This window comes from Massilia sp. P1_C10, from assembly GCF_056406475.1.
On record NZ_JBFUAC010000003.1, the window covers coordinates 420178 to 445868 of the forward strand.

Consider the following 25691-nt stretch of genomic DNA (forward strand, 5'->3'; position numbering starts at 1 on the left):
ATATCACTGTGTAAATGTCCAAAACTGAACATTTGCCCGACGCCAGACCATTTTCACTAGTTTTTTGACTTCGGCGGATCGATGGGAATAGTGTCGGCATCTCGACGGTGGAGACATTGGCGCGCTGCACGGCGCGGCGAGCACTTTCGGGCCATGCCGGCAGGGAACGCGACCGGCAAATCAACCACAATATACGGAGAACAAATGAAATTTCGCAAAACCCTGATCGCTGCGTCGCTCGCCGCCATCCCGATGATGCTCGCAGGCCAGGCCGTCGCCGGCCAAAAAATGATGGGCGATCCAGTTGCGGCCGTTGCCGCGGACGAAGCGGCGCTGGCCGGCAAGCTGAAGGCCGCCAACGCCAAGCATGGGCTCGATGACGACCATGGCTACAAGCTTGAAAAAATCCACGCCGGCGTTCGCGGCACCAAGGTCAGCCGCCTGGCCCACACCTACAAGGGCGTGCGCGTGTTCCACTCCGAAACCGTGCTGGTCACCAACGACGCCGGCAAGATCGTCAGCGAGTCGGTCAGCGACCGCCGCTCCGGCCTCGGCTACGGCGCCAGGGCCGCCAAGATGGGCGGCAAGTTCTCCAGCTTCAACGTGCAGCCGGCCATTTCCGCCGCCGCCGCGATCGACGTCGTGTCGCGCGCCATCGGCCCGATCACCGGCCAGGCCGCCGCGCCGAAGGCCGAACTGATCGTCTACCCGGTCGTCAGCCAGGTGCGCACCGCGGCCGCCGCCAACAAGCTCGACAGCCAGCTGAACGCGGTGGACGTGCAGGACCAGGTCACCGGCTATGAATTGGCCTACCTGGTGTCGACCCGCATGATCACCGCCGGCGACCACCCGGTATTCCACGACACCATCGTCAGCGCCAGCGACGGCCACGTGATCAAGCAGTGGAAGATGGTGCAGACCGTGGTCGGCACCGGCTACAGCCAGTACAACGGCACCGTGCCGATCAGCACCACGCTGTCGGGCAGCACCTACAGCATGAAGGACGCCACCCGCGGCGTCGGCGGCACCTTCGGCGCCATGGCCATCACCAACGCCAACCACACCACCAGCGCCGGCAGCATCTACACCAACAGCACCAACACCTGGGGTGACGGCCAGCAATACATCGCCGGCGGTTCCACCACCAACGCCAACGGCCAGACCGCCGCGGTGAACGCGATGTGGGGCCTGATGAACACCTACGACATGCTGAAGAACACGCTCGGCTGGCAGTCGCTCGACGGCAACAACACCGCGACCTACATCGCCGCGCACGTCAACACCGCCTACGACAACGCCTATTACAGCGACACCTGCAAGTGCATGTACATCGGCGACGGCGGCACTTCGTTCAACAGCCTGGGATCGATCGACGTGATCGGCCACGAGATGGGCCACGGCGTCACCGCCGCCACCTCGAACCTGACCTATTCCGGCGAGTCCGGCGGCCTGAACGAGTCGGCCTCCGATATCCAGGGCGAAGCGGTGGAAGCCTACGCGCGCGCCGGCGGCACCGGCACCGTGATTCCGAACACCGGCAACGACTGGATGATGGGCACGGAAATCGCCAAGAACGGCCAGCCGCTGCGCTGGCTGTACAAGCCGAGCAAGGACGGCGCCAGCCCGAATGCCTGGACCAGCACCATCGGCAACCTCGACGTGCACTACTCGTCCGGCCCGAACAACCGCATGTTCTACTTCCTGGCGCAGGGCTCGAACTCGACGTCGACGTCCGACTACTACAGCGCCTACCTGAACAAGGCACCGCTGGCCATGACCGGTATCGGCACCGACAAGGCCTTCCGCATCTGGTTCAAGGCACTGACCACCAAGTTCACCGCCTCGACCAACTACGCCACCGCGCGCACCAAGGTGCAGCAGGCGGCGCAGGAACTATATGGCGTCGGCTCGAAGGAAGACATCGCGGTGCAGCGCGCCTACGCGGCGATCAACGTGGGCGCCGACGTGGCCGAAACCGGCACCGGCGTGTCGATCAGCTCCAACCCGGCCAGCGTGACGGTCGCGCCAGGTGCTGTGGCCAACTTCTCGGTCACCGCGACCGGCGGCACCGCGCCGTACACCTACCAGTGGCTGCGCAACGGCGCCAACATCGCCGGCGCCACCTCGCCGAGCTACAGCCTGACCGCGCAGACCACCGACAACGGCGCCCTGTTCAGCGCCAAGGTCACCGACTCGGCCGCCACGCCGACCACGGCCACTTCCGCCAGCGCCACCTTGACGGTGACGTCGGGCGGCGGTTCGACCGAGCGCGTCACCAACGGCAGCTTCGAGTCCGGCACGACGGGCTGGGCCGGCACCACCGGCGTGATCGGCAACTACGCCGGCCAGACCGCGTATGACGGCACCCGCTTCGCCTGGCTGGGCGGCAATGGCGTGACGGCCAGCGAGACCATCACCACCACCGCGGTGCTGCCGTCGACGGCGACCTCGGCCAACCTGACGTTCGCGCTGCACATCGACACGGCCGAAACCACCACCACCACGGCGTACGACAAGCTGGTCGTGACGGTGAAAAACTCGGCCGGCACGGTGCTCGGCACGCTGGCGTCCTACAGCAACCTGAACAAGGCGACTGGCTACCAGATCCGCAGTTTCAACCTGCTGCCGTACAAGGGCCAGACCGTGACGCTGTCGTTCGCGATGAACGAGGACTCGTCGCTGCAGACCTCGTTCGTGGTCGACAAAGTCAGCGTCATCACCCAGTAACACGGTAACGCGGGGTCTGCTGCTGCGACCCCATTTGCCGCCTACTCCACAGCCGGGGTCGGACCAGTTGGTCTGACCGCGGTTTCTTTTTGGGCGCCGTCGCCGGCGCACTTGAGGCGGATCAAGGTCCCCCACAAAGCTTGTGGCAATCCACTTTGCGCATTCGTATTTGGTGTCAGCTTGGAAGGTGTTCCTTTAACGCCTGAACCCAGGAGATGACATGAACCTGCGCAAAACCCTGCTGGCCGCATCGCTCGCCGCGATGCCATTCCTGGCGAGCGGCGCCGCCGTTGCCGCCGATCCCGTGATGGCCGCACCCCTCGCGGCCACCCCGCTGCCCCACGCCGCCCTGCTGGCGCGCCTGCGCGGCGCCAACGACAAGCGCGGCCTCGACCCCGACCACGGCTACATCGTGGCCGCCGAGCATCCCGGCGTGGCAGGCACCCGCATCACGCGCCTGCACCACACCTACAAGGGGGTGCGCGTGTTCGAGTCCGAATCGGTGCTGGTGACCAACGACGCCGGCAAGGTCGTCAGCGAATCGCGCAGCGAGCGCAGCGCCGGCCTGGGCGCCGGCCCGGCCAGCGCCATCATGGGAGGACGCTACGCCAGCTTCAGCGTGCATCCGTCGATCGCGCCGTCCGCCGCGATCGCGGTGGCCGAGGGCGGCGTCAAGCCCGCCGCCGCGCCGGTCGCGGCCCGTTCCACCGCCGAGCTGATCGTGTATCCGATCGTCGAGCAGGTGCGCATCGCCGCAGCCGCCAACAAGGTCGACAGCGAATTGAACGCGATGGACCTCGAGCCGCGCGTCCAGGGTTATGAGCTGGCCTATCTGGTGCAGACCCGCATGGTAGTCGGCGGCGAGAAACCGGTGTATATCGACGCCATCGTCAGCGCCGTCGACGGCCGCGTGATGAAGCAATGGCAGGCGCTCAAGACCGTGGTCGGCACCGGCCACAGCCAGTACAACGGCACCGTGCCGATCAGCACCGCACTGTCGGGCAGCACCTACAGCATGAAGGATCCGCTGCGCGGCGCCGGCGGCACCTTCGGCGCCAACGCGATCACCAACGCCAACCACACCGGCAGCGCCGGCGCGATCTATACCTACAGCACCAACAGCTGGGGCGACGGCCAGCAGTACATTTCCGGCGGCAGCACCACCAACGCCAATGGCCAGACCGCCGCCGTCAACGCGATGTGGGGCCTGATGAACACCTACGACATGCTGAAGAACACGCTCGGCTGGCAATCGCTCGACGGCAACAACACCGCCACCTACATCGCCGCGCACGTGTTCAACAATTACGACAACGCCTTCTACGACGACGGCTGCCGCTGCATGTTCATCGGCGACGGCAATAGCTTCCTGAGCCTGGGGTCGATCGACGTGATCGGCCACGAGATGGGCCACGGCGTGACTGCCGCCACCTCGAACCTGACCTACTCGGGCGAGTCGGGCGGGCTGAACGAGTCGGCCTCGGACATCAGCGGCGAGATGGTGGAAGCGTACGCGCGCGCCGGCGGCACCGGCACGAGCATCCCCAACACCGGCAATGACTGGATGATGGGCAAGGAAATCAGCAAGACCGGCACGCCGCTGCGCTGGATGTACAAGCCGAGCAAGGATGGCGCCAGTCCGAATGCGTGGAGCAGCAGCATCGGCGGCATCGACGTCCACTACAGCAGCGGTCCGAACAACCGCATGTTCTACTTCCTGTCGCAGGGATCGAGTTCGGTGGCGTCGTCCGACTACTATAGCGCCTACCTGACCAAGTCGCCGCTGAACATGACCGGCATCGGCAGCGACAAGGCCTACCGCATCTGGTTCAAGGCGCTCACCACCAAGTTCACCGCGTCGACCAACTACGCCGACGCGCGCAACAAGGTGCTGCAGTCGGCGCAGGAGCTGTATGGCGTGGGCAGCCGCGAAGCGATCGCGGTGCAGCGCGCCTACGCGGCCATCAACGTCGGCGCCGACATCGACGAGACAGGCGCCGGCGGCGGCGCGCTGGCGATCGCCTCGCAGCCCGCCAACGGCACGGTGGCGCCGGGCGCCACGGCCAGCTTCGCGGTGGGCGCGAGCGGCGGCACCGCGCCATACCGTTATCAGTGGCTGCGCAACGGCGCCAACATCGCCGGCGCCACGGCCGCCAGCTACAGCCTGACGGCGCAGGCCGCCGACAACGGCGCCCGGTTCAGCGCGCGCGTCACCGACTCGGCGACGACGCCGGCCAGCGTGACCAGCGCCCAGGCCACGCTGACGGTGGCGTCGGGCACGTCGACCGAACGCGTGGTCAACGGCAGCTTCGAGTCGGGCACCACGGGATGGGCCGGCAATACCGGCGTGATCGGCAGCCACGCGGGACAGGCGCCGTATGACGGCACGCGCTTCGCCTGGCTGGGCGGGAATGGCTACAGCGCGCGCGAGACGATCACGCAGGCGGTGGCGATTCCGCCAAGCGCGGTAGCGGCCAATCTTACATTCGCGCTGCACATCGACACGGCGGAGAACACCAGCTCGGTCGCCTACGACAAGCTGGTGGTGACGGTAAAGAACCCGGCCGGCACGGTGCTGGGGACGCTGGCGACCTACAGCAACTTGGACAAGGCGGCGGGATACCAGGTCCGCAGCTTCAACCTGCTGGCGTACAAGGGGCAGACCATCGTGCTGTCGTTTGCGATGACGGAAGACTTCGCGCTGCAGACGTCCTTCGTGGTCGACAAAGTGAGCCTGGTCACGCAGTAAAAACCTGGGTCTGACACCACGGGACTCGGCGTCCTGGTCAGGCCCTGGACGCCGCTACTTGCGCCGCAGGCCGGTGAATCCCACCGGCTCCCATTCGCGCATCGCCAGCAGCAGGCCGCTGCCGCGCCGTTTCGACAGCGGCGACGCCAGGCTTTCTTCGTGCAGCTCGGCGAAGGTGGCGCGCAGCCGGCGCAGCTCGCCCTGCATCTTGTCGATCGCCGCCGCCGTCAGCATCCCGTGCGAGAAGGCCAGCGATTCGTCGGCGCGCGCGAAGCGGCTGTCGAGGAAGTCGACCAGGCCCTGCTCGCGGAAATAGTCGCGGATCGGCCCATCGACCAGCCAGTCGAAATCGCGCGCGACATTGAGCCGGATCCGGTTGCCGGGCAGGAGGCTGATCACGTGCAGCCGGTCCAGCCGCAGCAGCCGTTGCAGGCACTCCGCCTCGCTCAGGCGATACGCGGCCAGCATGTCCTTCAGCGTCCAGTGATTGAGCGCGCACACCGCCACCAGCAGCAGCACCGGATCGGAGATCAGTTCCTTTTCCTGCGCCACAGTCAGGGTGCGCAAACGCGGCTCGCTGGCGCTGGCCTGCTGCGCCAGTTCGGCCAGCGTGAAGCCGAGCAGGCTGCACACCTCGACCATCCGGTCCAACGAAAACTGGCCCGAGCTGAACAGCCGCTTGACGCTGGGCTCGGACAGGCCGAGCGCGGCGCCGACATCGCGGTAGGTTTTTCCCTGCTGTTTCAACTCGCGCTTGAGGGTGGCGACTAACTGGGTGGCTTCGGTCATGGGCACTCTGGTATCGTAATGTGATGCTTCGGATGGCAATCTCGGCGACTATATCGACGAGAGTACCATTCCGCGCTGAGCTGCGGCAAGCTCGATGCCTGTTCATTACATCTGGGAGCGCATCTTGAAAACCTGGCTGGTTCACCTGCCCCTCGCCGTCACTGTCGCGCTGGCTGCGGCGCTGGTCGCGCATGGCCCGGTCGCGCAGTTCGCGCACTATCACGAGTTTGCCGACCAGTCGGTGCTGATGGGAGTGCCGCATGCCGCGGACGTGCTGTCCAACCTCGCCTTCGCCGCAGTCGCCGCGTGGGGCCTGCTGCGCGTGCGGCCGATGCGGATCGGCTACCTGCTGTTTCTCGGCGCGCTGCTGCTGACGGCATTCGGCTCCGCGTTTTACCACCTGGCGCCGGACGATGCGGCCCTGGTGTGGGACCGGCTGCCGATCGCGCTGGCGTGCGCCGGCCTGCTGGCGGCGGTGCGCGCCGAGTGCGTGTCGGCGCTGCACGAGAAGCGCGACGTCGTTCTGCTGGGGATGCTCGCGCTGTTCAGTGTGGGGTGGTGGCAGTTCACGGGGATGTTCGGCGCGGGCGACTTGCGCCCTTACCTGCTGCTGCAGATACTGCCGCTGATGCTGATTCCGCTGTGGCAGTGGATTTACCGCGCCTCCCGCCGCGACAGGATTGCATTCGGGTCCGCGCTGGCGCTGTACGCCGTCGCCAAGGTGGCGGAGCTGAACGATCATCAGGTGCTGGCCGCGCTGGGCTTTATCAGCGGCCACACGATCAAGCACCTGCTCGCCGCCGGCGCCGCCGCCATCATCGTCGGCCGGCTGATCGAGCGGAGGGAGACTGGTCCTGCGGACCTGTCCCCATTTTCACCAAACGAGACTGCCTGTCGCCGCTGATTACAGCGCGCGGGCGATCAGGATCTTCTGGATGTCGCTGGTTCCTTCGTAGATCTGGCACACGCGCACGTCGCGGTAGATGCGCTCGATCGGGAAGTCGCTCACGTAGCCGTAGCCACCGAACACCTGCATCGCGTCCGACACCACGCGCTCGGCCATCTCGGACGCGAACAGCTTGGCCATCGCCGCTTCCTTCAGGCACGGCAGGCCGGCATCCTTCATCGACGCCGCGTGCAAAATAAGCTGGCGCGCCGCTTCAATCTTCATCGCCATCTCGGCCAGCTTGAACTGCACCGACTGGTGCTCGAAGATCGGCTTGCCGAAGCTTTCGCGTTCGCGCGAGTACGCCAGCGCCGCCTCGAACGCGGCGCGCGCCATGCCGACCGACTGCGAGGCGATGCCGATGCGGCCGCCCTCGAGGCCCGACAGCGCGATCTTGTAGCCCTGGCCTTCTTCGCCGATCAGGTTCTCGGCCGGGATGCGGCAGTTCTCCAGCAGGATCTGCGCCGTGTCCGACGAGTGTTGGCCCATCTTGTGCTCCAGGCCCGCGACGATGTAGCCGGGCGCCGACGTCGGCACCCAGAACGCGCTGATGCCGCGCTTGCCGGCCGCCTTGTCGGTCACCGCCATCACGATCGCGACGTCGCCGTTCTTGCCGCTGGTGATGAACTGCTTGGTCCCGTTCAGCACATACTCGTCGCCGTCGCGCACGGCGGTGGTGCGCAGCGCGGAGGCGTCGCTGCCGGTGTGCGGCTCGGTCAGCGCGAACGCGCCCAGCATCTTGCCCTGCGCGAGGGGACGCAGCCACTGTTCCTTCTGCGCGTCGTTCGCGTACATCATGGCGATCGAGCATACCGGGCAGTTGTTGACCGAGATGATGGTCGAGGTGCCGCCGTCGCCGGCCGCGATCTCTTCCAGCACCAGCGCCAGCGAGACGTAGTCGAGTCCCGCGCCGCCCAGATGCTCGGGCACAGCGACGCCGAACGCGCCAAGCGCGGCCAGCTCTTTCAGTTCCTCTTTCGGGAAGGTCTGCTCCTTGTCCCAGCGCGCGGCGTTGGGCGCAAGGCGCTCCTGCGAAAAGGCGCGCAGCGCGTCGCGGATCATCTGGTGTTCTTCGGTCAGTATCATTCTGTCTCTCGGTTTCGGCTCACCAGGGAATTGGCGCGCCGTCGTAATTCAAAAAGCTGCCATTGTCGGCAGCGGTCAGCCGGGCCAGCGTCGCGCGCAGTCCGGCCACGCTTTCCTCGACTTCGATGTCGGCCTCGTCGCCGCCCATGTCCGTCTTCACCCAGCCCGGATGAAACGCGGCGCAGATCACGCCTTGCGGGCCGAAGTCGATGCTCGCATCCTTCAGCACCGAGTTCAGCGCTGCCTTGCTGGCGCGGTACAGCGTGCCGATCGACGCGGTGCGCGCGCCGATCGATCCCATGCGCGACGAGATCACCGCCAGCTTGCCGCGCCGCTGCGCCACCAGCGGCGCGACCATCGGCAGCAGCCGCATCGCCGCCAGCACGTTGGTGTGCATGACCGCGTCGAAGTCGGCTTCGGCCGGGAAACCGTCGTGGCGCGGACCGTACAGGCCCGCCACCAGCCAGGCCGTATCGATCTTCTCGTCGTCGAGGCGCCAGCCCAGGCCGGCGATCGACTCCGCGCTGGCCACGTCGAGCGGGTACGCCACCATGCCGGCGGCCGCCAGCGCATCGCACTGCTGCTGCGTACGCGCGGTGGCGATCACGCGCCAGCCGTCGGCCAGGTACTGGCGCGCCAGTTCGCGGCCGATGCCGCGCGACGCGCCGAGGATCAGCGCGGTCGGCATGGTCAGACCATTTCGAAGGCCATCGCGGTCGCTTCGCCGCCGCCGATGCACAGCGAAGCGACGCCGCGCTTGCCGCCGGTCTTTTTCAGTGCGCCCAGCAAGGTGACGATGATGCGCGCGCCGGATGCGCCGATCGGGTGGCCCAGCGCGCAGGCGCCGCCGTGGACGTTGACCTTGCTGTGCGGGATATCGAGTTCGTGCATCGCTGCCATCGGCACCGCGGCGAACGCTTCGTTGATCTCGAACAGGTCGACGTCGCGCGCGTTCCAGCCGGTCTTCTTCAGCACTTTTTCCAGCGCGCCGATCGGTGCGGTGGTGAACAGGTTCGGCTCCTGCGCGTGGGTCGAGTGCGCGACGATGCGGGCGATCGGCTTCAGGCCCAGTTTGGTGGCGGTCGATTCGCGCATCATCACCAGCGCGGCGGCGCCGTCGTTGATCGACGACGACGAGGCGGCGGTGATGGTGCCGTCCTTCTTGAACGCAGGACGCAGCGAGGGGATCTTGTCGAGCTTGGCCTTGAGCGGACCTTCATCCTTGTCGATCACGGTGTCGCCGGCGCGGCCCGACACGGTGACCGGCGCGATCTCCCACTGGAAGCTGCCGTCGGCGGTGGCGTTCTGCGCGCGCTTGACCGACTCGATCGCGAACGCGTCCTGCGCTTCGCGGGTGAAGGTGTACTTGGTCGCGCACTCTTCGGCGAAGGTGCCCATCGAGCGGCCGCCGCCGGTCTTCTCGTCCTTGCTGTAGGCGTCTTCCAGGCCGTCGAGCATCATGTGGTCGAACATCATGCCGTGGCCGATGCGGTAGCCGCCGCGCGCCTTCGGAATCAGGTAAGGCGCGTTGGTCATCGACTCCATGCCGCCGGCGACGATGACGTCGGCGCTGCCGGCCATCAGGCTGTCGTGCGCGAAGATGGTGGTCTGCATCGCCGAGCCGCACATCTTCGACAGGGTGACGGCGCCGGCCGACAATGGCAGGCCGGCCTTGATGGCGGCCTGGCGCGCCGGAGCCTGGCCCTGGCCGGCCATCAGGCAGTTGCCGAAGTAGACGTGTTCGACCAGGTTCTTGTCGACGCCGGAGCGTTCGACCGCGGCTGCGATCGCGACGGCGCCGAGGTCATTGGCGCTCTTGGAGGAAAAATCGCCCTGGAACGCGCCCATTGGAGTGCGGGCTGCGCCGACGATAACGACTGGATCATTCATTTTTGGATCTCCAAAACAGGTGTTGAAATGCGGGGTGGGGATGCCGGCGCACGCACTTGCGCGCGCCGCTCGTTACAAAAGCGGATTGCTTGAGGATACGGAAAAACGTCTTCGATGTGGCCGTCCATGATGCGCTGCTTGCGCGATTGCCAGAACTCGTGCGTCAGCAGGTCGGCGTGGTGCTCCATGAACACCTTGCGGATATTGGCGTTGCCGAGCAGGAAGCGGCCGAACTGCTCGGGGAACACGTCGTGCCGGCCGATCGTGTACCACGGCTCGGCCGACATCTCTTCTTCCTCGTTGCGCGGCTCGGGGATGTCGCGGAAATTGCAGTCGGTGATGTACTCGATCTCGTCGTAATCGTAGAACACCACGCGGTTGTGGCGGGTCACGCCGAAATTCTTGTACAGCATGTCGCCGGGGAAGATGTTGGCCGCCACCAGCTCCTTGATGGCGTTGCCGTATTCGATCACGTCGTGCGCCAGGCGCGCGTCGTCGCCGGCCTTCTCGGCGTTGCTCAGGTCGATGTTCAGCGGCACCATGCGGCGCTCGATGTAGAGGTGGCGGAGGATGATCTGGCCGCCCTCGATCTCGACCAGCGACGGCGCGTGGTGCATCAGCTCGGCGACCAGCTCCTCCGAGAAACGCTCGCGCGGGAACGCCACGTTGGAGTATTCCAGCGTGTCGGCCATGCGCCCGACGCGGTCGTGGTACTTCACCAGCAGGTACTTTTCCTTGATCTGGGCGCGCGTGGTTTCCTTCGGCGCCGGATAGAAGTCCTTGATCACCTTGAACACGTAGGGAAACGACGGCAGCGCGAACACCAGCATCACCAGGCCGCGGATGCCGGGCGCGATCTCGAAGCGGTCCGAGGTGTGCTTGAGGTGCTGCAGGTAGTCGCGGTAGAACAGCGTCTTGCCCTGCTTTTGCAGGCCGAGGATGGTGTAGATCTCGCTGCGCGGCTTGTGCGGCAGCAGGCCGCGCAGGAACTGCACGTAGGCCGACGGTACTTCCATGTCGACCAGGAAGTAGGCGCGCGTGAACGAGAACAGCACCGTCACGTGTTCCTGCTCGTACAGCACGGTGTCGAGCACCAGCTCGCCGTGGCGGTCGTGCAGGATCGGGATGATGAAGGGGAACTCGCGGAAGCCGTTGATGGCCTTGCCGACGATGTAGGCGCCCTTGTTGCGGAAGAACAGGTTCGACAGCACCTGCAGCTGGTGGTTCGGCTCCGTCGGGGCGTCGCCGAACATCTGCTTCAGGCGTGACTCCACCTGCGCGATGTCGCGGTCGAGGTCGGCGAATGTGCAGTCGAGCTGGAAATTCGTCACCACCCGCTTGAGCGTGAAGCGCAGGCCGTCGCTGTGCGGATGGTAGACCCGGTAGGTCGGCAGCAGTTCCTCGGTTTCGATGTACTCGGTCGAGACGACAGGACGCACGAAGATGAAGTCGTTGTGGAAATAGGTGCGGTGCAGGATGTTGCAGCAGACCGAGTTGAAGAAGGTCTCGGCGCATTCCGGCTGCTTGTGGCCGGACAGGATGCCGATGTAGTGCAGCTTGGTTTCGCGCCACACCTCGTCGGTCAGCTCCTCGCCGGCATACTCGTCCTCGAGGACTTGTACACATTCCTGCACGCGCTGGTCGTAGAAGCCGATGCGTTCGCGCGCCGCCTGCTGGGCGACGGCCCAGGCGCCGCTCTCGAAGTGGCGCTTGGCGGCCTGGCTGGTCTGGCGGAACAGGCGATAGTGCTTGTCGAAACCGTCCAGGATCGTGCGCGCGATGTCGAAAGCGATCTGGGACGACAGCAGTTTCGGAAACGCGGCCTGGGTCATGGAGGGGATCTCGGTGGGGGTATAGCAGGGGTTTTAGTGAAGCGACGCTTTGCTCCTGCGAAACGGTCGAGCCTTGCAAGGCTCGACTCCTTCCAGGTCGGTTGGACCTGACCCCGATTTTACTGCGTAACGGAAAACCGTTCCGACGCTTACTTGGTTTCGGCGAACAGTTCGCGTCCGATCAGCATGCGGCGGATCTCGCTGGTGCCGGCGCCGATCTCGTACAGCTTGGCGTCGCGCCACAGGCGGCCGACCGGATACTCGTTGATGTAGCCGTTGCCGCCCAGCGTCTGGATCGCTTCGCCGGCCATCCAGGTCGCCTTTTCGGCGCTGTACAGGATGGCGCCGGCCGCGTCCTTGCGCAGGTTGCGGATCTGCTCGGGCGAGGTGGCGCGGTCGCAGGCCTGGCCGACGGCGTAGACGTAGGCCTTGCAGGCCATCATGGTCGAGTACATGTCCGCGAGCTTGCCCTGCATCAGCTGGAATTCGCCGATCGGCTGGCCGAACTGCTTGCGGTCGTGCACGTACGGCACCACCGCGTCCATGCAGGCGGCCATGATGCCGAGCGGGCCGCCCGACAGCACGGTGCGCTCGAAGTCCAGGCCCGACATCAGCACATTGACGCCCTTGCCCAGGCCGCCCAGCACGTTTTCGGCCGGCACTTCGCAATCCTGGAACACCAGTTCGCCGGTGTGCGAACCGCGCATGCCCAGCTTGTCGAGCTTTTGCGCGATCGAGAAGCCCTTGTAGCCCTTTTCGATCAGGAAGGCGGTCATGCCGCGCGGGCCGGCTTCGAGGTCGTTCTTGGCGTACACCACCAGCACATCGGCGTCGGGGCCGTTGGTGATCCACATCTTGGTGCCGTTGAGGACCCAGCGGTCGCCCTTGAATTCGGCCTTGAGCTTCATGCTGACGACGTCGGAGCCGGCGTTCGGCTCGGACATGGCGAGGGCGCCCACGTGCTCGCCCGAGATCAGCTTGGGCAGGTATTTGCGCTTCTGCTCTTCGGTGCCGTTGCGCTTGATCTGGTTGACGCACAGGTTCGAATGGGCGCCGTAGGACAGGCCGACCGAGGCCGACGCGCGCGAAATCTCTTCCATCGCGACGATGTGCGCCAGGTAGCCCATGTTGGCGCCGCCGTATTCTTCGCTGACGGTGATGCCGAGCACGCCCAGCTCGCCCATCTTGCGCCACAGGTCCATCGGGAACTGGTCGCTGCGGTCGATTTCGGCGGCGCGCGGCGCGATTTCCACGGCGGCGAACTGTTGCACCGCTTCGCGCAGCGCGGCGATGTCTTCGCCATGATCAAAGGTCAAGCCTGGCAGGTGCAGCATGTCGTCCTCACGGGAAATTTGAGCAAAAGTGGATGATACGCGGATGTGACGTTAACGTAAACGTAAAGTAAGTCAGGCGGTGTCGGCCGTCGCCTCGGCCAGCATGCGCCGGCATTCTTCCTCGTGGGTGGCGACCTCGGCCAGCGCCATCTCGATGTCGGCGCGCTGCTGCTCGAGCGTTTCGCGCTGGTGCGCCAGCACGCCGAGGAAGCGCTGCATCTGCGCCACGGTATCTTTCGGCGACTCGTACATGTCGACGATGCTGCGGATTTCGGACAGCGTCAGCCCGAGCCGTTTGCCGCGCAGGGTCAGCTTGAGGCGGGTGCGGTCGCGCGCGGTGTAGACGCGGTTGCGGCCGCCGGCGCCTTCGCGGCTGGGCGTGAGCAGGCCGTGGTCTTCGTAGAACCGGATGGCGCGCGCGGTGATGTCGAATTCGCGCGCCAGCTCGGCGATGGTGTAAGTGGGCATGGCGATCCGTGCAAAAGTGGGAATCCGCTTAGAATAAAAGCATGCGGCTTCCGTTTACGTCAACGTAAAGCACATTGTAGCGCCGCCCGCCATCAAAGAACACGAAAGATCCGCCATGAACCCACTCGAGTCGCAACTTGACTACCCCTTCGGCGACACCCTGCCGGCCATCGGCGCCGTCCATCCGATCGCGTCCGGCCTGTGGTGGCTGCGCATGCCGCTGCCGTTCGCGCTCGACCACATCAACCTGTGGCTGCTGGCCGATGGCGAAGGCTATGCCGCGGTCGACTGCGGCGTGGCCACCGACGCTACCCGCGCCGGCTGGGAGCAGGTATTTGCCGGCCCGATGGCCAGCGCGCCGCTGACGCGCGTGATCGCGACCCACTGCCATCCGGACCACATCGGCCTGTCCGACTGGCTGTGCAAGCGCTTCGGCGCGCCGTTCTGGATGACCACCGGCGAATACGGCTTCGGCCGCATGATGTCGGCGGCCCTGCCGGGCGTCGACGGCACCGCGGCGATTCCGCACTTCGAGCGTCACGGCCTGGCCGGGGACGACCTGCTGGCCCAGATGGAAACGCGGCGCAACTACTTCCCGTCGCTGGTGCCGGCGGTGCCTGAGGCCTACACCCGTATGCGCGACGGCGACCGGATCGCCATCGGCGCCCACAGGTGGCAAGTGATCGCCGGCTTCGGCCACTCGCCCGAGCACGCGTCGCTGTACTGCGCCGAGCTGGGGGTGCTGATCTCGGGCGACATGGTGCTGCCGCGCATCTCGACGAACGTCTCGGTGTTCGCGGTCGAGCCGGAAGGCAATCCGCTGCAGCTCTACCTCGATTCGCTGGCCAGGTTCGACGCGCTGCCGGCCGACACCCTGGTGCTGCCGTCGCACGGGCGGCCGTTCCGCGGCCTGCATACCCGCATCGGCCAGCTGCGCGATCACCACGAAGCCCGCCTGGCCGAGGTGCTGGCCGCCTGCGCCGGCGCGCCCTGTTCGGCGATGGACATCGTGCCGGTGATGTTCAAGCGCAAGCTCGACGCCCACCAGCTCACGTTCGCGCTGGGCGAGGCGCTGGCGCATTTGCATAAATTGTGGCGCGATGGATTTGTGCGGCGCGTAACCGGAACCGATGGCATGATCCGGTTCACGCTCGCCGGCGGCGAATAAATTCGCGCAGACGAGCGAAAGATGCATACTTTTGGATGAAGTTCAAGTCATAATAACTGCGACAAAACGCTCGTAGCGTATATACTTCCCTCGACTGTTACATACCTATTGCTACATTGTCACAATCGGTCTCTTGCTTCAAGAGACTGACTTTCATTCCATTGCATGAAATAGTGCCGACCATGAATTCATCCAACGAACGGGAAAGCTTCAGCGTGCGCTTGCAGCAAGCGCTGAAAAACGCCCATTATTCGCCCGACAGTCCGACTCGCCTGGCGCGCGAATTTAACATTCGCTTCGACGGACGCCCGATTACCGTCCACGCGGCCCGCAAGTGGCTGGTCGGCGAAGCAATTCCGACCCAGGAAAAGCTGCGGATGATTGCCCAGTGGCTGGGCGTGCCCGCCGAATGGCTGCGCTTCGGCGGCCCCGAAAGCGTCGAAGCGCATGCGGAGCCGGTCAACGGCTTCTCGCGCTTCGAATCGGCCGACGTCAAGCTGATTGCCGACCTGCAACTACTCGACGAGCATCACCGCAAGATCGCCCGCGAATTCATCCGCATGCTGGTGCGCATGAACTATCAGAAATAGCGGCAACACCCCTCCTCCGTTCGCGCCCCCGCCCCCGGCGCATTTCCTCGATACTGATTGCTCAGGCGCAAATATTCGCCGAAATTTCCATTTACCATAGCATTGGCGACGCGTTGATGCACAATGTCAATATGGGCTCTTCGAAATTCTATGTGGAAATTTTGAGTGTAGGGCGGCACAAACGCGGATTAGTGGCCCATAATCACAGCAGCGCCTGGCAGTCCCGCCACCGAGTTTTGTAATGCATCCGAGGATATCGCCGCCCTATGAAAAGCAACTACAGCAACACTGCGCAGCTGAAGGATTTGATGACCGTGCCGCCGATGACCGCGGCCCAGCATGCCGAAGTGATGCGCAAGCGCATCGCCCACCGCAGGATGGTCGAAGAAGCGAAAGAGATGAAAAAGGCAGAAAGCTGGCAGTTCGACAAGCGCTAGGCTTGTCCCGGCAGTTCAGGAATCCGCGGGGGGCTTCATGCCGCCCCAGCGTGGCGCGAGCGCATGCTCGATGCCGAACAGGTCGATGACCCGCGCGACGGTGTGATCGACCATCTCGTCGATGCTGGCCGGGCGGTGGTAAAAGCTTGGCAGCGGCGGGAAAATAATCCCCCCCATTTCCGTCACGGCCGTCATGTTGCGCAGGTGCGCCAGGTTGAACGGCGTCTCGCGCACCATCAGCACCAGTCGGCGGCGCTCCTTGAGCACCACGTCGGCCGCGCGCGCGATCAGGTTGTCCGACAGGCCGTGGGCCACGGAGGCCAGGGTCTTCATCGAGCAGGGCGCGATAATCATGCCGTCGGACTGGAACGAGCCGCTGGCAATGGCGGCGCCGACGTCGCGGTTCTTGTGCACCACGTGGGCCAGCGCCTCGACTTCGCGGCGCTGCATGCCCACTTCCTGGTGCAGGGTCAGGCTGGCGGCGTCGGAGATGACCAGGTGGGTCTCGATGCCGTCGATTGCCCGCAAGTGCTGCAGCAGCCGCACGCCGTACACCGCGCCGGTGGCGCCGGTGACGGCGATGACCAGCCGCCGCGGCTTTGGATCAGGCATCGAGCAGCGCTTTGAGCTCGCCCGATTCGAACATCTCGTTCATGATGTCCGAGCCGCCGATGAATTCACCCTTCACGTACAGCTGAGGGATGGTCGGCCAGTTCGAGAAATCCTTGATCCCCTGGCGTACTTCCGGATCGTCCAGCACGTTGACGGTGGCGATGTTATCGACGCCGCAGGCCTTCAGGATCTGGATCGCGCGGCCGGAAAAGCCGCATTGCGGGAATTGGGCGGTGCCCTTCATGAACAGCACGACGGGCGTGCTGTTCACGGTCTCTTTGATCCAGGTTTGTACGTCGCTCATGGCTGCCTCGGTAAAAAATTGATTAATGGGTGCATTTTATAAGAAAACCCCGGTCGCTGCCGCGGACCAAGGGCCGGGGTCGGGTCCGGCGGAGCGACGGGGACGCCTGGCCCCCCGGGTTGGTCGCCGCCGCCTGATTACTTGCGCAGTTTGGCGAAAGCGGCCGCCATGCTGCCGGCCGCGTCAGGCTCGCGCTGCTTCTGGTGCTGCGCCACGCGCTTGCCATCGGTGCGGTCGGCGCGCTGCTCCGGCTTGGCGCCCGGCTGCGGGGCGCTGTCGGTCAGGCGCATGGTCAGCGCGATGCGCTTCCTCTTCTCGTCGACTTCCAGCACCTTCACGCGCACCACCTGGCCGGCCTTGACCACCGTGTGCGGATCCTTGACGAAGGTATTCGACAGCGCCGAAATGTGGACCAGTCCATCCTGGTGCACGCCGATGTCGACGAAGGCGCCGAACGCCGCCACGTTGGTCACCACGCCCTCGAGGATCATGTCGGGGCGCAGGTCGCGGATCTCCTCGACGCCTTCCTTGAAGGTCGCGGTGGTGAATTCCGGGCGCGGATCGCGGCCCGGCTTCTCCAGCTCCTTCAGGATGTCGGTGATGGTCGGCACGCCGAACTTGTCGTCGGCGTAGCGCGCAGGGTTCAGGGTTTTCAGCAGGCCGGCGTCGCCGATCACCGCCTTCATGTCTTTCTTGATATCGGCCAGGATCTTCTCGACCAGCGGGTAGGACTCCGGGTGCACCGCCGAGGCGTCGAGCGGATTGTCGCCGCCCATCACTCGCAGGAAGCCCGCGGCCTGTTCAAAGGTCTTGTCGCCGAGGCGCGGCACGGCTTTGAGCGCGGCGCGCGAGCCGAAGGCGCCTTTCAGGTCGCGGTAGGTCACGATGCTCTGGGCCACACTGGAGGACAGGCCGGACACGCGCGCGAGCAGCGGCGCCGACGCGGTGTTGACGTCGACGCCGACCGCGTTCACGCAGTCTTCGACCACGGCGTCGAGCGCGCGCGCGAGCTGGCTCTGCGAAACGTCGTGCTGGTACTGGCCGACGCCGATCGACTTCGGATCGATCTTCACCAGTTCGGCCAGCGGATCCTGCAGGCGGCGCGCGATCGAGACGGCGCCGCGCAGCGACACATCCATGTCGGGCAGCTCGCGCGAGGCGAATTCGGAGGCCGAGTAGACCGAGGCGCCGGCTTCCGACACTACCATCTTGGTCAGCTTGAGTTCAGGGCGTTGCCTGATCAGGTCCTGCGCCAGCTTGTCGGTTTCGCGCGAGGCGGTGCCGTTGCCGATCGAGACCAGCGAGACGTTGTGCCTGGCCGCGAGCTGCGCCAGCACGTGCAGCGAGCCGTCCCAGTCGTTACGCGGCTGGTGCGGATAGATCACCGCGGTGTCGACCACCTTGCCGGTGGCGTCGACCACCGCCACCTTGACGCCGGTGCGCAGGCCGGGATCGAGGCCCATGGTGGCGCGCGGGCCGGCCGGCGCGGCCAGCAGCAGCGCCTTCAGGTTCAGCGCGAACACGTTGATCGCGTCGATCTCCGCCTTTTCGCGCAGGGCGCCCATCAACTCGGTCTCGAGGTGCATGAAACTCTTCACGCGCCAGGTCCAGCGCGCGGTGTCGGCCAGCCACTTGTCGGCCGGGCGGCCCAGGTTCTTGATGCCGAAGCGCGCGGCGATGCGGCCTTCGCACGGATTGTGCGGCGCGTCCCACTTCGGGCGCTCGGCCTCGGTGTCCAGGCGCAGGGTGACGTCGAGGATGCCCTCGCGGCGGCCGCGCAGCAGCGCCAGCGCGCGGTGCGACGGCACGGTGCCGATCGTCTCGGAGTAGGCGAAGTAGTCGGCGAACTTCTCGCCCTCGTCCTCTTTGCCGGCAACGACCTTCGATTCGACCACGCCGTGTTCGCGCACGTACTCGCGCAGCGACTGCAGCAGCTGGGCGTCTTCGGCGAAGCGCTCCATCAGGATCTGGCGGGCGCCGTCGAGGGCCGCCTTGGCGTCTGGCGCGCCGGGGTTGGCGCCGTCGTCGCTGGTGAAGGCATCGCGCAGGAACTTGGCCGCCTCGGTGTCGGGATTGAGGGTCGGATCGGCCAGCAGGCTGTCGGCCAGCGGCGCCAGGCCTGCCTCGATCGCCAGTTGCGCCTTGGTGCGGCGCTTCTGTTTGTACGGCAGGTACAGGTCCTCGAGGCGGGTCTTGTCCTCGGCGTGGGTGACGGCGTCGAGCAGGGCCGGCGTCATCTTGTTCTGCTCCGTGATCGACGCGATGATCGCTGCGCGGCGGTCCTCGAGTTCGCGCAGGTAGCGCAGGCGCTCCTCGAGCAGGCGCAGCTGGATGTCGTCGAGGCCGCCGGTGGCCTCCTTGCGATAGCGCGCGATAAAGGGCACGGTGGCGCCCTCGTCGAGCAGGGCGATGGCGGCGGCGACTTGGGCCGGCTTGGCGGCGAGTTCGAGGGCGAGGCGTTGTTCGATAGTCGGGAGCATGGGGCAAATTCGGGTAAGTCGAGGGGTGGATGATACGCAATCGACTGGAATGCGCCAGTCTTGACAGCGTAAATCGTAATCTCGCCGGGGTCAGACCCGTTTTTTCGACGAGTGATTTCTTCTTCCGAAAAATAAAAAGCGGGTCTGACCCCTTCATCTTCCTTCATCTTCAGGGCTGGCCTGCTATCCGCACTGCCGGTTCGAATTTCGTCGGGGTCAGACCCGTTTGTTCGATAAGTGATTTGTTCTTTCGGCGAATAAAAAGCGGGTCTGACCCCATATTTTCTTGTGGAGTGCCGTCAATCGCTTGTCCGACTGGCTTGTTTTGCCAGCCGTTTGAGGCGATGATGTCAGACGGACGCTGCAGTTTGTTGCGTGTGGTAATCTTTTTCGCATCTGTGCGGTCGCGGACAAAACAAGCGGCCGCGGATGACGCATAATATTGGGTCTTGTCTTTTTTGATACAGAATGCACAGAACAATGCACACGATGGATTTGATGCGCGAAGACCCGAGTGACGCGCCGGCTGCCCCGGCGCCGGCGCCAGCCCAGCCATCCGCGCCCGCGGCGCCGCTGGCGCCCCCGGTGGCCAGCTGGCTGCAGCGGGTCGACGCCGCCGCCCACCCGCGTCCCAAGCTGAGCGCCGAGATCAAGGATCCCAAACTGGCGCAGTTCAAGTTCGTCTATGTGCTCGCGCCCACCAGCGGCGGCCGCCACGTCGCGCTATGCCTGTGCAAGGCGCGCCTGCGCCCGAACGGCGACGTCGCCGCCGCGAGCCCCGTCAGCGAAGTGTTTTCGCTGCTGTCCGCCCCGCCCGCCTATCTCGAGGGCGATGACGAGGACCTGGTGCGCTTCTTCATCGCCATGCGCAGCGGCGCCCAGCAAAGCAGCAGCGCCACCGAGCCCAAGGGCAAGATCGGCGCCATCCTGCTGCAGATGCTGCTGGAACAGGACAAGCTGCTGTGGGCGAACTCCTGGCCCGACATGTCCAATGGCCTGGTGTATCCGCTGCAGGCGGGTCCCGTGCGCAAGGCCAACCTGGTCTGGCGCGACGAGGGCCGCACCGTCCGTCTCGGCTGGCAGGTCGAGCCGGCGCCCGGCGCCACCCACAGCGCCGCCGACCAGATCGATTACATGCTGCCGACCGATCCGCCGTGGTACATCGATAACCTGTCCTGCGGCGCGCTCGAACTGAACCGCGGAGGCGTCGACATCTCGCTGGCCGAGCTGCAGGCGCTGGTTGCCCAGGCGCCGGCGCTGACCGGCGCCGACAAGCGTCGCGTCTCGCAGCTGCTGCTGGCGCACGGCCTGCAGCAGCTGATGCCGCTGCCCCAGCCGCTGACCCAGCGCATGCGCGACGACGTCAAGCCGCGCCCTTTCCTGCTGCTCGACTCGGTCCAGCTGGCCGACGGCGCCACCCAGCGCTGGCACGACATGGGCGTGCTGTCGTACGACTACGACGGCGAACGCGTCTCGTTCGACCCGGCCCAGCGCGTGGTGCGCCAGATCGGCGACGTCACCGAAGTGATCGCGCGCGACGCCGCCGCCGAGGCCGCCGCCTTGGCGACGCTGAACGCGCTCGGCTTCCGCAAACCGTCGACCCCGCCGCTGAACGGCCTGGCCGGCGCCCTGCAGCTCGACAGCCAGGCGCACTGGATCCGGTTCGCCCAGGGCGACCTCGATACGCTGAGCGCCGCCGGCTGGCAAGTCAAGCGCTCGAAAACCTACCGCTACGACGTGGTCGCGGTGGAAGACTGGTACGCCGACATCGACCAGCCGCCCGAAGCCGGCAACGCCTGGTTCGAGCTGGAACTGGGCATCGTGGTCAACCAGAAGCGCGTGCCGCTGCTGCCGGTGCTGGTCCAGCTGATCCGCAGCGCGCCGGCCGACTTCGATCCGGACGTGCTGGCCGCCCACGCCGACACCGACCAGATGCTCGCGCCGCTGCCCGACGGCCTGCGCGTGGCGCTGCCGTGGGGCCGCCTGAAACCGATCCTGGCCACCCTCGGCGAGTTGTATTTCAGCGACAAGATCAAGAACAAGGTGCGCCTGTCGACGCTCGACGCGGCCCGCCTCGAAGACCTGGCGCGCGGCACCGAACTGCGCTGGAGCGGCGGCGAACAGCTGCGCGAGACCGGCCGCAAGCTCAGCATGTTCGGCGCGGTGCAGAAGGTGCCGGCCCCGGCCAGCCTGCAGGCGACCTTGCGCGACTACCAGGCCGACGGCCTGGCGTGGATGCAGTTCCTGCGCGAATACGACCTGGCCGGCATCCTGGCCGACGACATGGGCCTGGGCAAGACCGTGCAGACGCTGGCCCACATCCTGGTCGAGAAGGAAGCCGGCCGCCTGACCAGCCCGGCGCTGGTGATCGCCCCGACCAGCCTGATGACGAACTGGCAGGACGAAGCCGCCAAATTCGCCCCGAGCCTGAAGGTGTTGCTGCTGCAAGGCAAGGAGCGTCTCGACCTGTTCGACCAGATCGACGGCGCCGACATTGTGCTGACCACCTACGCGCTGCTGCCGCGCGACGAGGAAAAGCTGCGCGAGCACGCTTACCACCTGGTCATCCTCGACGAATCGCACTACATCAAGAACAACCGCTCGAAGGCGGCCCAGAGCGCCGGCCTGCTGAACGCGCGCCACCGCCTGTGCCTGACCGGCACGCCGCTCGAGAATCACCTGGGCGAGCTGTGGTCGCAGTTCCACTTCCTGCTGCCGGGCCTGCTGGGCGACGAAAAGACTTTCAACAGCCAGTTCCGCCATCCGATCGAGCGCCAGGACGACCCGCTTCGGCGCGCCCTGCTGAACCGCCGCATCAAGCCCTTCCTGCTGCGCCGCACGAAAGACAACGTCGCCAAGGAACTGCCTCCGAAGACGGAAATGGTGCGCAAGGTCGAGCTGTCGGGCGCCCAGCGCGACCTGTACGAGACCGTGCGCCTGGCGATGGACAAGAAGGTGCGCGACGAAATCGACAAGAAGGGCGTGGCGCGCAGCCAGATCGTGATCCTCGAGGCGCTGCTCAAGCTGCGCCAGGTCTGCTGCGATCCGCGCCTGGTCAAGGCGCTGCCGTCGCGCAAGAAGGACAGCGGCTCGGCCAAGCTGCTCGACCTGATGCAGATGGTCGACGACCTGCTCGACGAAGGCCGCAAGATCCTGGTGTTCTCGCAGTTCACCAGCATGCTCGAGCTGATCCAGCAGGAACTCGACCTGCGCCGCATACCGTTCGCGCTGCTGACCGGCGAAACCAAGGACCGCGCCGCCCAGGTCGCCGCGTTCCAGCAGGGCGCTGTGCCGATCTTCCTGATCAGCCTGAAGGCCGGCGGCGTCGGCCTGAACCTGACCGCGGCCGACACCGTGATCCACTACGATCCGTGGTGGAATCCGGCCGCCGAGCAGCAGGCCACCGACCGCGCCTGGCGCATCGGCCAGGACAAGCCGGTGTTCGTCTACAAGCTGATCGCCAAGGGCACGCTGGAAGAAAAGATCCAGCTGCTGCAGCAAAAGAAATCCGACCTGGCCCAGTCGATCCTCGCCGACGGCGAATCGCAGAAGCTGGTGCTGACCCAGGAAGACTTGCAAGCCATTTTCGCCCCACTCGAGGAGTAAGCATGATCCCAGGCAGCGCCGACCAGTTCCGCACCATTGCCGAAATCGGGGGCGACGTCGCCTGGATCGTCGATTGCGCCACCGGCCAGCCCACCTATATCAGTCCCTCGGTGGCAGAGCTGGTCGGCTACAGCCCGGACGAGCTGCGCGACCAGGCGGCCGACGGCGCCGTGATGCCGCTGCTGGCCGGCCTGCCGTCGCGCCTGGCGCGCTTCGCCGCAGGTGACCTGAGCCGCCTGAAGCTGGTGCGCGAAATCGAATTCCCGCACCGGGATGGGCGCCTGATCCCCATCGAAATCATTTCCAGCGTGCTGGTCGACCAGGCCGGCCAGCCCAGCGCGGTGGTCGGCCTGGCGCGCGACCTGTCGGCGCGCCGCGAACACGAAGCCGGCCGACGCCGCTTCGCCAGCATGTTGAACCACGAATTCCGCACCCCGTTGTCGACCATCGACGGCGCCATCCAGCGACTGGAAGTTACAGGCGCCGACGCCGACCAGCCCACGCGCGACCGCTACCGCCGCATTTCTACCGCGGTCGAGCGCCTGATCGGCATGCTCGATCAGTATTTGTCGCCCGACCGGGTCGAGGCCAGCGGCACGGTGCGCCGCACCGACAGCATCAACCCGCGCCGCTTGCTGGAGGAAGGCGCCCTGCTGGCGCGCGCGGCCGGCCGCCACGCCACGCTGGCGCTGGGCGACCTGCCCGACACGATGCGCGGCGAACCGCAGGGCCTGCGCCTGGCGCTGAAGGTGTTGGTCGACAACGCGCTGCAGTATTCGCCGGCCGGTTCGCCGATCGAACTGTCGGGCCAGCGCACGGCGAACGGCATCGAACTGCGGGTGCGCGACCACGGCGCCGGCGTGCCGGACGGCGAGTCCGAACTGATCTTCGCCAAGTCGCGCCGCGGCAGCAATGCGGGCGAGCGCGCCGGCTCCGGACTGGGCCTGTACATGGCCCGCTCGGTCGTCGAAGTGCATGGCGGCACAATCGTCATGGACAAAACTGGCGCCGACGGCTCCGCGTTCAAAATCTTTCTTCCAATACGTGAGTCCGCAGGGAAACTTGTTGCGTGAACGGGGGACAACAGTGATAATTCCGGTAACAATTTTCAGGTTGGCACTGGGTCTCGCAAATGCCCAGGGTTAATGAGACGAACAAAATGACCAACCCATGACGCAAATACTGATCGTTGAAGACAACGGCGAATACGCCGGGGACATGGCCGAATTCCTGGTGGAGCTCGACCATGACGTCACGATCGCCACCACGGCCGGCGAGATGTGGGCCGCGCTGACCAAGACGCCGACCGCGGTGGTCGTGCTCGACCTCGGCTTGCCCGACGAGGACGGCTTCAATGTGATTCCTCGCATGCGCCAGCTGTATCCCGAGATCGGCCTGCTGGTGCTGACCGGCCGGGTCGCCTTCGACAACCGCATCCTCGGCCTGCGCCTCGGCGCCGACCATTACCTGACCAAGCCGATCAAGTTCCCCGAACTGGCCGCCCACATCGAAGCGCTCGACCGCCGGGTGCGCCCGCCGGAGGCAGTCGCGCCGGTGCCGACCAAGTGGACCCTGCGCGTCAGCGCGCGCCAGCTCGAACTGTCGGGCAGCGTGATCGACCTGACCGAAAAAGAGTGCAACTTCCTGCATCTGCTGACCATCAACACCCGGCCGGTGCCGCGCCAGGTGATCGTGGCCGGCATGGGCGGCGATGATCCGGACGCCAGCCGCCGGGTCGACATGCTGGTGTACCGCCTGCGCAAGAAGGCCCGCAGCGGCCTCGGCCAGGACCTGCCGTTGCGCAGCGCCTACGGCGAGGGCTACAGCCTTTCGGCCGGATTTACCCTGCTCTGACGATAAATAGGGACAGGGTCAACGCGAGTTTGACCTTTCTATAAAACAATTAGGGACAGGGTGGTGTAGAATCGGGATTTTCCACCGATTTCACACTGCCATGGCCCGTTTGCCCCGCCTGATCGTCCCCCATCAAGCCCACCACGTTGTCCAGCAAGGGATCGACCGCGCGCTGATTTTCCGCGAGCCCGAGGATTACGCGCGCTTTCTCGGCTGGCTGCGCGACAGCGCCAAGTCGTACAAGGTCGCGATCCACGCCTACGTGCTGATGCCGTCCCAGCTGCAGCTGCTGGCCACGCCATCCGATGCCGACGGGCTGGCGCTGGCGATCCAGCGCGTCGGCCGCTACTACGTTCCCTGGTTCAACGCCAAATATGGGCGCTCGGGCAGCCTGTTCCAGGGCCGCTTCAAGACCGCGGTGCTCGACGCGCCGGCCTACCTGATGCAATGCAGCCAGTACATCGAAGCGACGCCGGTGCGCGAGCACGCCGCGGCGGACGCGCTGGCGTATCCGTGGTCGAGCTATGCGCATCACGCGGGCGTGCGACCGGATCCGGTCATTACCGACCATGCGCTGTACTGGGCGCTGGGCAACACCCCGTTCCAGCGCGAGGCCGCCTACAAGGAACTGGCCGAGCGCGGGCTGGGCGGGGCGCAGCTGGCGGCAATCGAGCAGGCGGTGCTGAAGGGCTGGCCGCTGGGCTCGGATGCGTTCAAGCTGGATTTGCAGAACAAGGCCAAGCGCCAGGTCCTTCCGGCCAAGCGGGGCAGACCGTTCAAGGCCAAGCCGGCCGCTGAATGAAAAATGGGGTCAGGTTC

General features: G+C 65.8%; 20 protein-coding genes. 10 read left to right on the forward strand and 10 right to left on the reverse strand.

The genetic code is table 11. The annotated features are described in order from the left end of the window. Window positions 1–204 precede the first annotated feature (204 nt). The gene (locus tag AC1D02_RS09570) at window positions 205–2727 is read left to right on the forward strand and encodes a M4 family metallopeptidase (protein ID WP_477316093.1); all 2523 of its coding nucleotides are present in this window, start codon (window positions 205–207) and stop codon (window positions 2725–2727) included. Between the two features lie 220 nt (window positions 2728–2947). Then, window positions 2948–5476 carry a M4 family metallopeptidase gene (locus AC1D02_RS09575; protein ID WP_477316095.1) on the forward strand — a complete coding sequence of 843 codons (2529 nt, stop codon included), beginning with the start codon at window positions 2948–2950 and terminating at the stop codon, window positions 5474–5476. 54 nt (window positions 5477–5530) lie between these two features. Here the strand turns inward: AC1D02_RS09575 and AC1D02_RS09580 are convergent, their stop codons facing one another. After that, window positions 5531–6265 (reverse strand): helix-turn-helix domain-containing protein, encoded by a 735-nt coding sequence (locus tag AC1D02_RS09580; RefSeq protein ID WP_477316097.1) that lies wholly within the window; start codon window positions 6263–6265, stop codon window positions 5531–5533. Between the two features lie 124 nt (window positions 6266–6389). Between AC1D02_RS09580 and AC1D02_RS09585 the strand changes: the two genes are divergently transcribed. After that, window positions 6390–7169: a hypothetical protein gene (locus tag AC1D02_RS09585; protein WP_477316099.1), complete on the forward strand. Its 780-nt coding sequence runs from the start codon at window positions 6390–6392 to the stop codon at window positions 7167–7169. On the opposite strand, the gene AC1D02_RS09590 is transcribed toward AC1D02_RS09585, so the two are convergent. From AC1D02_RS09590 to AC1D02_RS09615, 6 genes are all read right to left on the reverse strand, one after another. Continuing rightward, window positions 7170–8297: an acyl-CoA dehydrogenase family protein gene (locus AC1D02_RS09590; protein WP_477316101.1), complete on the reverse strand. Its 1128-nt coding sequence runs from the start codon at window positions 8295–8297 to the stop codon at window positions 7170–7172. 19 nt (window positions 8298–8316) lie between these two features. Further along, window positions 8317–8985 carry an SDR family oxidoreductase gene (locus AC1D02_RS09595; protein WP_477316103.1) on the reverse strand — a complete coding sequence of 223 codons (669 nt, stop codon included), beginning with the start codon at window positions 8983–8985 and terminating at the stop codon, window positions 8317–8319. A 2-nt stretch (window positions 8986–8987) separates the two neighbouring features. After that, window positions 8988–10187, reverse strand: coding sequence for an acetyl-CoA C-acetyltransferase (locus AC1D02_RS09600; protein WP_477316105.1), 1200 nt, complete (start codon window positions 10185–10187; stop codon window positions 8988–8990). Further along, window positions 10184–12019 (reverse strand): bifunctional isocitrate dehydrogenase kinase/phosphatase, encoded by a 1836-nt coding sequence (gene aceK, locus AC1D02_RS09605; RefSeq protein WP_477316107.1) that lies wholly within the window; start codon window positions 12017–12019, stop codon window positions 10184–10186. Before aceK ends, AC1D02_RS09600 begins: the two co-directional genes overlap by 4 nt. A gap of 149 nt (window positions 12020–12168) precedes the next feature. Further along, the gene (locus tag AC1D02_RS09610; RefSeq protein WP_477316109.1) at window positions 12169–13353 is read right to left on the reverse strand and encodes an isovaleryl-CoA dehydrogenase; all 1185 of its coding nucleotides are present in this window, start codon (window positions 13351–13353) and stop codon (window positions 12169–12171) included. A gap of 72 nt (window positions 13354–13425) precedes the next feature. Beyond that, a complete protein-coding gene (locus AC1D02_RS09615; RefSeq protein WP_477316113.1) occupies window positions 13426–13821 on the reverse strand; it encodes a MerR family transcriptional regulator in 396 nt (131 codons plus the stop codon). A gap of 115 nt (window positions 13822–13936) precedes the next feature. On the opposite strand from AC1D02_RS09615, the gene AC1D02_RS09620 reads away from it, so the two are divergent. The 3 genes from AC1D02_RS09620 (at window position 13937) to AC1D02_RS09630 (ending at window position 16016) form a co-directional block, all read left to right on the forward strand. Further along, window positions 13937–14989 carry an MBL fold metallo-hydrolase gene (locus AC1D02_RS09620; RefSeq protein ID WP_477316115.1) on the forward strand — a complete coding sequence of 351 codons (1053 nt, stop codon included), beginning with the start codon at window positions 13937–13939 and terminating at the stop codon, window positions 14987–14989. A 182-nt stretch (window positions 14990–15171) separates the two neighbouring features. Further along, window positions 15172–15579, forward strand: coding sequence for a hypothetical protein (locus tag AC1D02_RS09625; protein WP_477316117.1), 408 nt, complete (start codon window positions 15172–15174; stop codon window positions 15577–15579). Window positions 15580–15845: 266 nt separating this feature from the next. Beyond that, window positions 15846–16016 (forward strand): hypothetical protein, encoded by a 171-nt coding sequence (locus AC1D02_RS09630; protein ID WP_477316119.1) that lies wholly within the window; start codon window positions 15846–15848, stop codon window positions 16014–16016. Window positions 16017–16031: 15 nt separating this feature from the next. On the opposite strand, the gene AC1D02_RS09635 is transcribed toward AC1D02_RS09630, so the two are convergent. From AC1D02_RS09635 to AC1D02_RS09645, 3 genes are all read right to left on the reverse strand, one after another. After that, window positions 16032–16628: a UbiX family flavin prenyltransferase gene (locus AC1D02_RS09635; RefSeq protein ID WP_477316121.1), complete on the reverse strand. Its 597-nt coding sequence runs from the start codon at window positions 16626–16628 to the stop codon at window positions 16032–16034. Then, window positions 16621–16932, reverse strand: coding sequence for a Grx4 family monothiol glutaredoxin (gene grxD / locus AC1D02_RS09640; RefSeq protein WP_477316123.1), 312 nt, complete (start codon window positions 16930–16932; stop codon window positions 16621–16623). The genes AC1D02_RS09635 and grxD overlap by 8 nt, the downstream gene beginning before the upstream one ends. Window positions 16933–17069: 137 nt before the next feature. After that, complete coding sequence (locus AC1D02_RS09645) at window positions 17070–19412, reverse strand: Tex family protein (RefSeq protein WP_477316125.1); 2343 nt, start codon at window positions 19410–19412, stop codon at window positions 17070–17072. 480 nt (window positions 19413–19892) lie between these two features. Here AC1D02_RS09645 and AC1D02_RS09650 point away from each other — a divergent pair, with 480 nt between their 5' ends. From AC1D02_RS09650 to AC1D02_RS09665, 4 genes are all read left to right on the forward strand, one after another. Further along, window positions 19893–23018 (forward strand): DEAD/DEAH box helicase, encoded by a 3126-nt coding sequence (locus AC1D02_RS09650; protein WP_477316127.1) that lies wholly within the window; start codon window positions 19893–19895, stop codon window positions 23016–23018. A 2-nt stretch (window positions 23019–23020) separates the two neighbouring features. Continuing rightward, window positions 23021–24091: a PAS domain-containing sensor histidine kinase gene (locus tag AC1D02_RS09655; RefSeq protein WP_477316129.1), complete on the forward strand. Its 1071-nt coding sequence runs from the start codon at window positions 23021–23023 to the stop codon at window positions 24089–24091. Window positions 24092–24188: 97 nt separating this feature from the next. Further along, window positions 24189–24872: a response regulator transcription factor gene (locus AC1D02_RS09660; protein ID WP_477316131.1), complete on the forward strand. Its 684-nt coding sequence runs from the start codon at window positions 24189–24191 to the stop codon at window positions 24870–24872. A gap of 100 nt (window positions 24873–24972) precedes the next feature. Beyond that, the gene (locus AC1D02_RS09665) at window positions 24973–25674 is read left to right on the forward strand and encodes a transposase (protein ID WP_477316133.1); all 702 of its coding nucleotides are present in this window, start codon (window positions 24973–24975) and stop codon (window positions 25672–25674) included. Window positions 25675–25691 lie beyond the last annotated feature (17 nt).

Coding starts and splice junctions, on each gene's coding strand:
- AC1D02_RS09570 (WP_477316093.1), top strand. CDS start 205: ATGAAATTTCGCAAAACCCTGATCGCTGCGTCGCTCGCCGCCATCCCG.
- AC1D02_RS09575 (WP_477316095.1), top strand. CDS start 2,948: ATGAACCTGCGCAAAACCCTGCTGGCCGCATCGCTCGCCGCGATGCCA.
- AC1D02_RS09580 (WP_477316097.1), bottom strand. CDS start 6,265: ATGACCGAAGCCACCCAGTTAGTCGCCACCCTCAAGCGCGAGTTGAAA.
- AC1D02_RS09590 (WP_477316101.1), bottom strand. CDS start 8,297: ATGATACTGACCGAAGAACACCAGATGATCCGCGACGCGCTGCGCGCC.
- AC1D02_RS09595 (WP_477316103.1), bottom strand. CDS start 8,985: ATGCCGACCGCGCTGATCCTCGGCGCGTCGCGCGGCATCGGCCGCGAA.
- AC1D02_RS09600 (WP_477316105.1), bottom strand. CDS start 10,187: ATGAATGATCCAGTCGTTATCGTCGGCGCAGCCCGCACTCCAATGGGC.
- aceK (WP_477316107.1), bottom strand. CDS start 12,019: ATGACCCAGGCCGCGTTTCCGAAACTGCTGTCGTCCCAGATCGCTTTC.
- AC1D02_RS09610 (WP_477316109.1), bottom strand. CDS start 13,353: ATGCTGCACCTGCCAGGCTTGACCTTTGATCATGGCGAAGACATCGCC.
- AC1D02_RS09615 (WP_477316113.1), bottom strand. CDS start 13,821: ATGCCCACTTACACCATCGCCGAGCTGGCGCGCGAATTCGACATCACC.
- AC1D02_RS09620 (WP_477316115.1), top strand. CDS start 13,937: ATGAACCCACTCGAGTCGCAACTTGACTACCCCTTCGGCGACACCCTG.
- AC1D02_RS09625 (WP_477316117.1), top strand. CDS start 15,172: ATGAATTCATCCAACGAACGGGAAAGCTTCAGCGTGCGCTTGCAGCAA.
- AC1D02_RS09630 (WP_477316119.1), top strand. CDS start 15,846: ATGAAAAGCAACTACAGCAACACTGCGCAGCTGAAGGATTTGATGACC.
- AC1D02_RS09635 (WP_477316121.1), bottom strand. CDS start 16,628: ATGCCTGATCCAAAGCCGCGGCGGCTGGTCATCGCCGTCACCGGCGCC.
- grxD (WP_477316123.1), bottom strand. CDS start 16,932: ATGAGCGACGTACAAACCTGGATCAAAGAGACCGTGAACAGCACGCCC.
- AC1D02_RS09645 (WP_477316125.1), bottom strand. CDS start 19,412: ATGCTCCCGACTATCGAACAACGCCTCGCCCTCGAACTCGCCGCCAAG.
- AC1D02_RS09650 (WP_477316127.1), top strand. CDS start 19,893: ATGCACACGATGGATTTGATGCGCGAAGACCCGAGTGACGCGCCGGCT.
- AC1D02_RS09655 (WP_477316129.1), top strand. CDS start 23,021: ATGATCCCAGGCAGCGCCGACCAGTTCCGCACCATTGCCGAAATCGGG.
- AC1D02_RS09660 (WP_477316131.1), top strand. CDS start 24,189: ATGACGCAAATACTGATCGTTGAAGACAACGGCGAATACGCCGGGGAC.
- AC1D02_RS09665 (WP_477316133.1), top strand. CDS start 24,973: ATGGCCCGTTTGCCCCGCCTGATCGTCCCCCATCAAGCCCACCACGTT.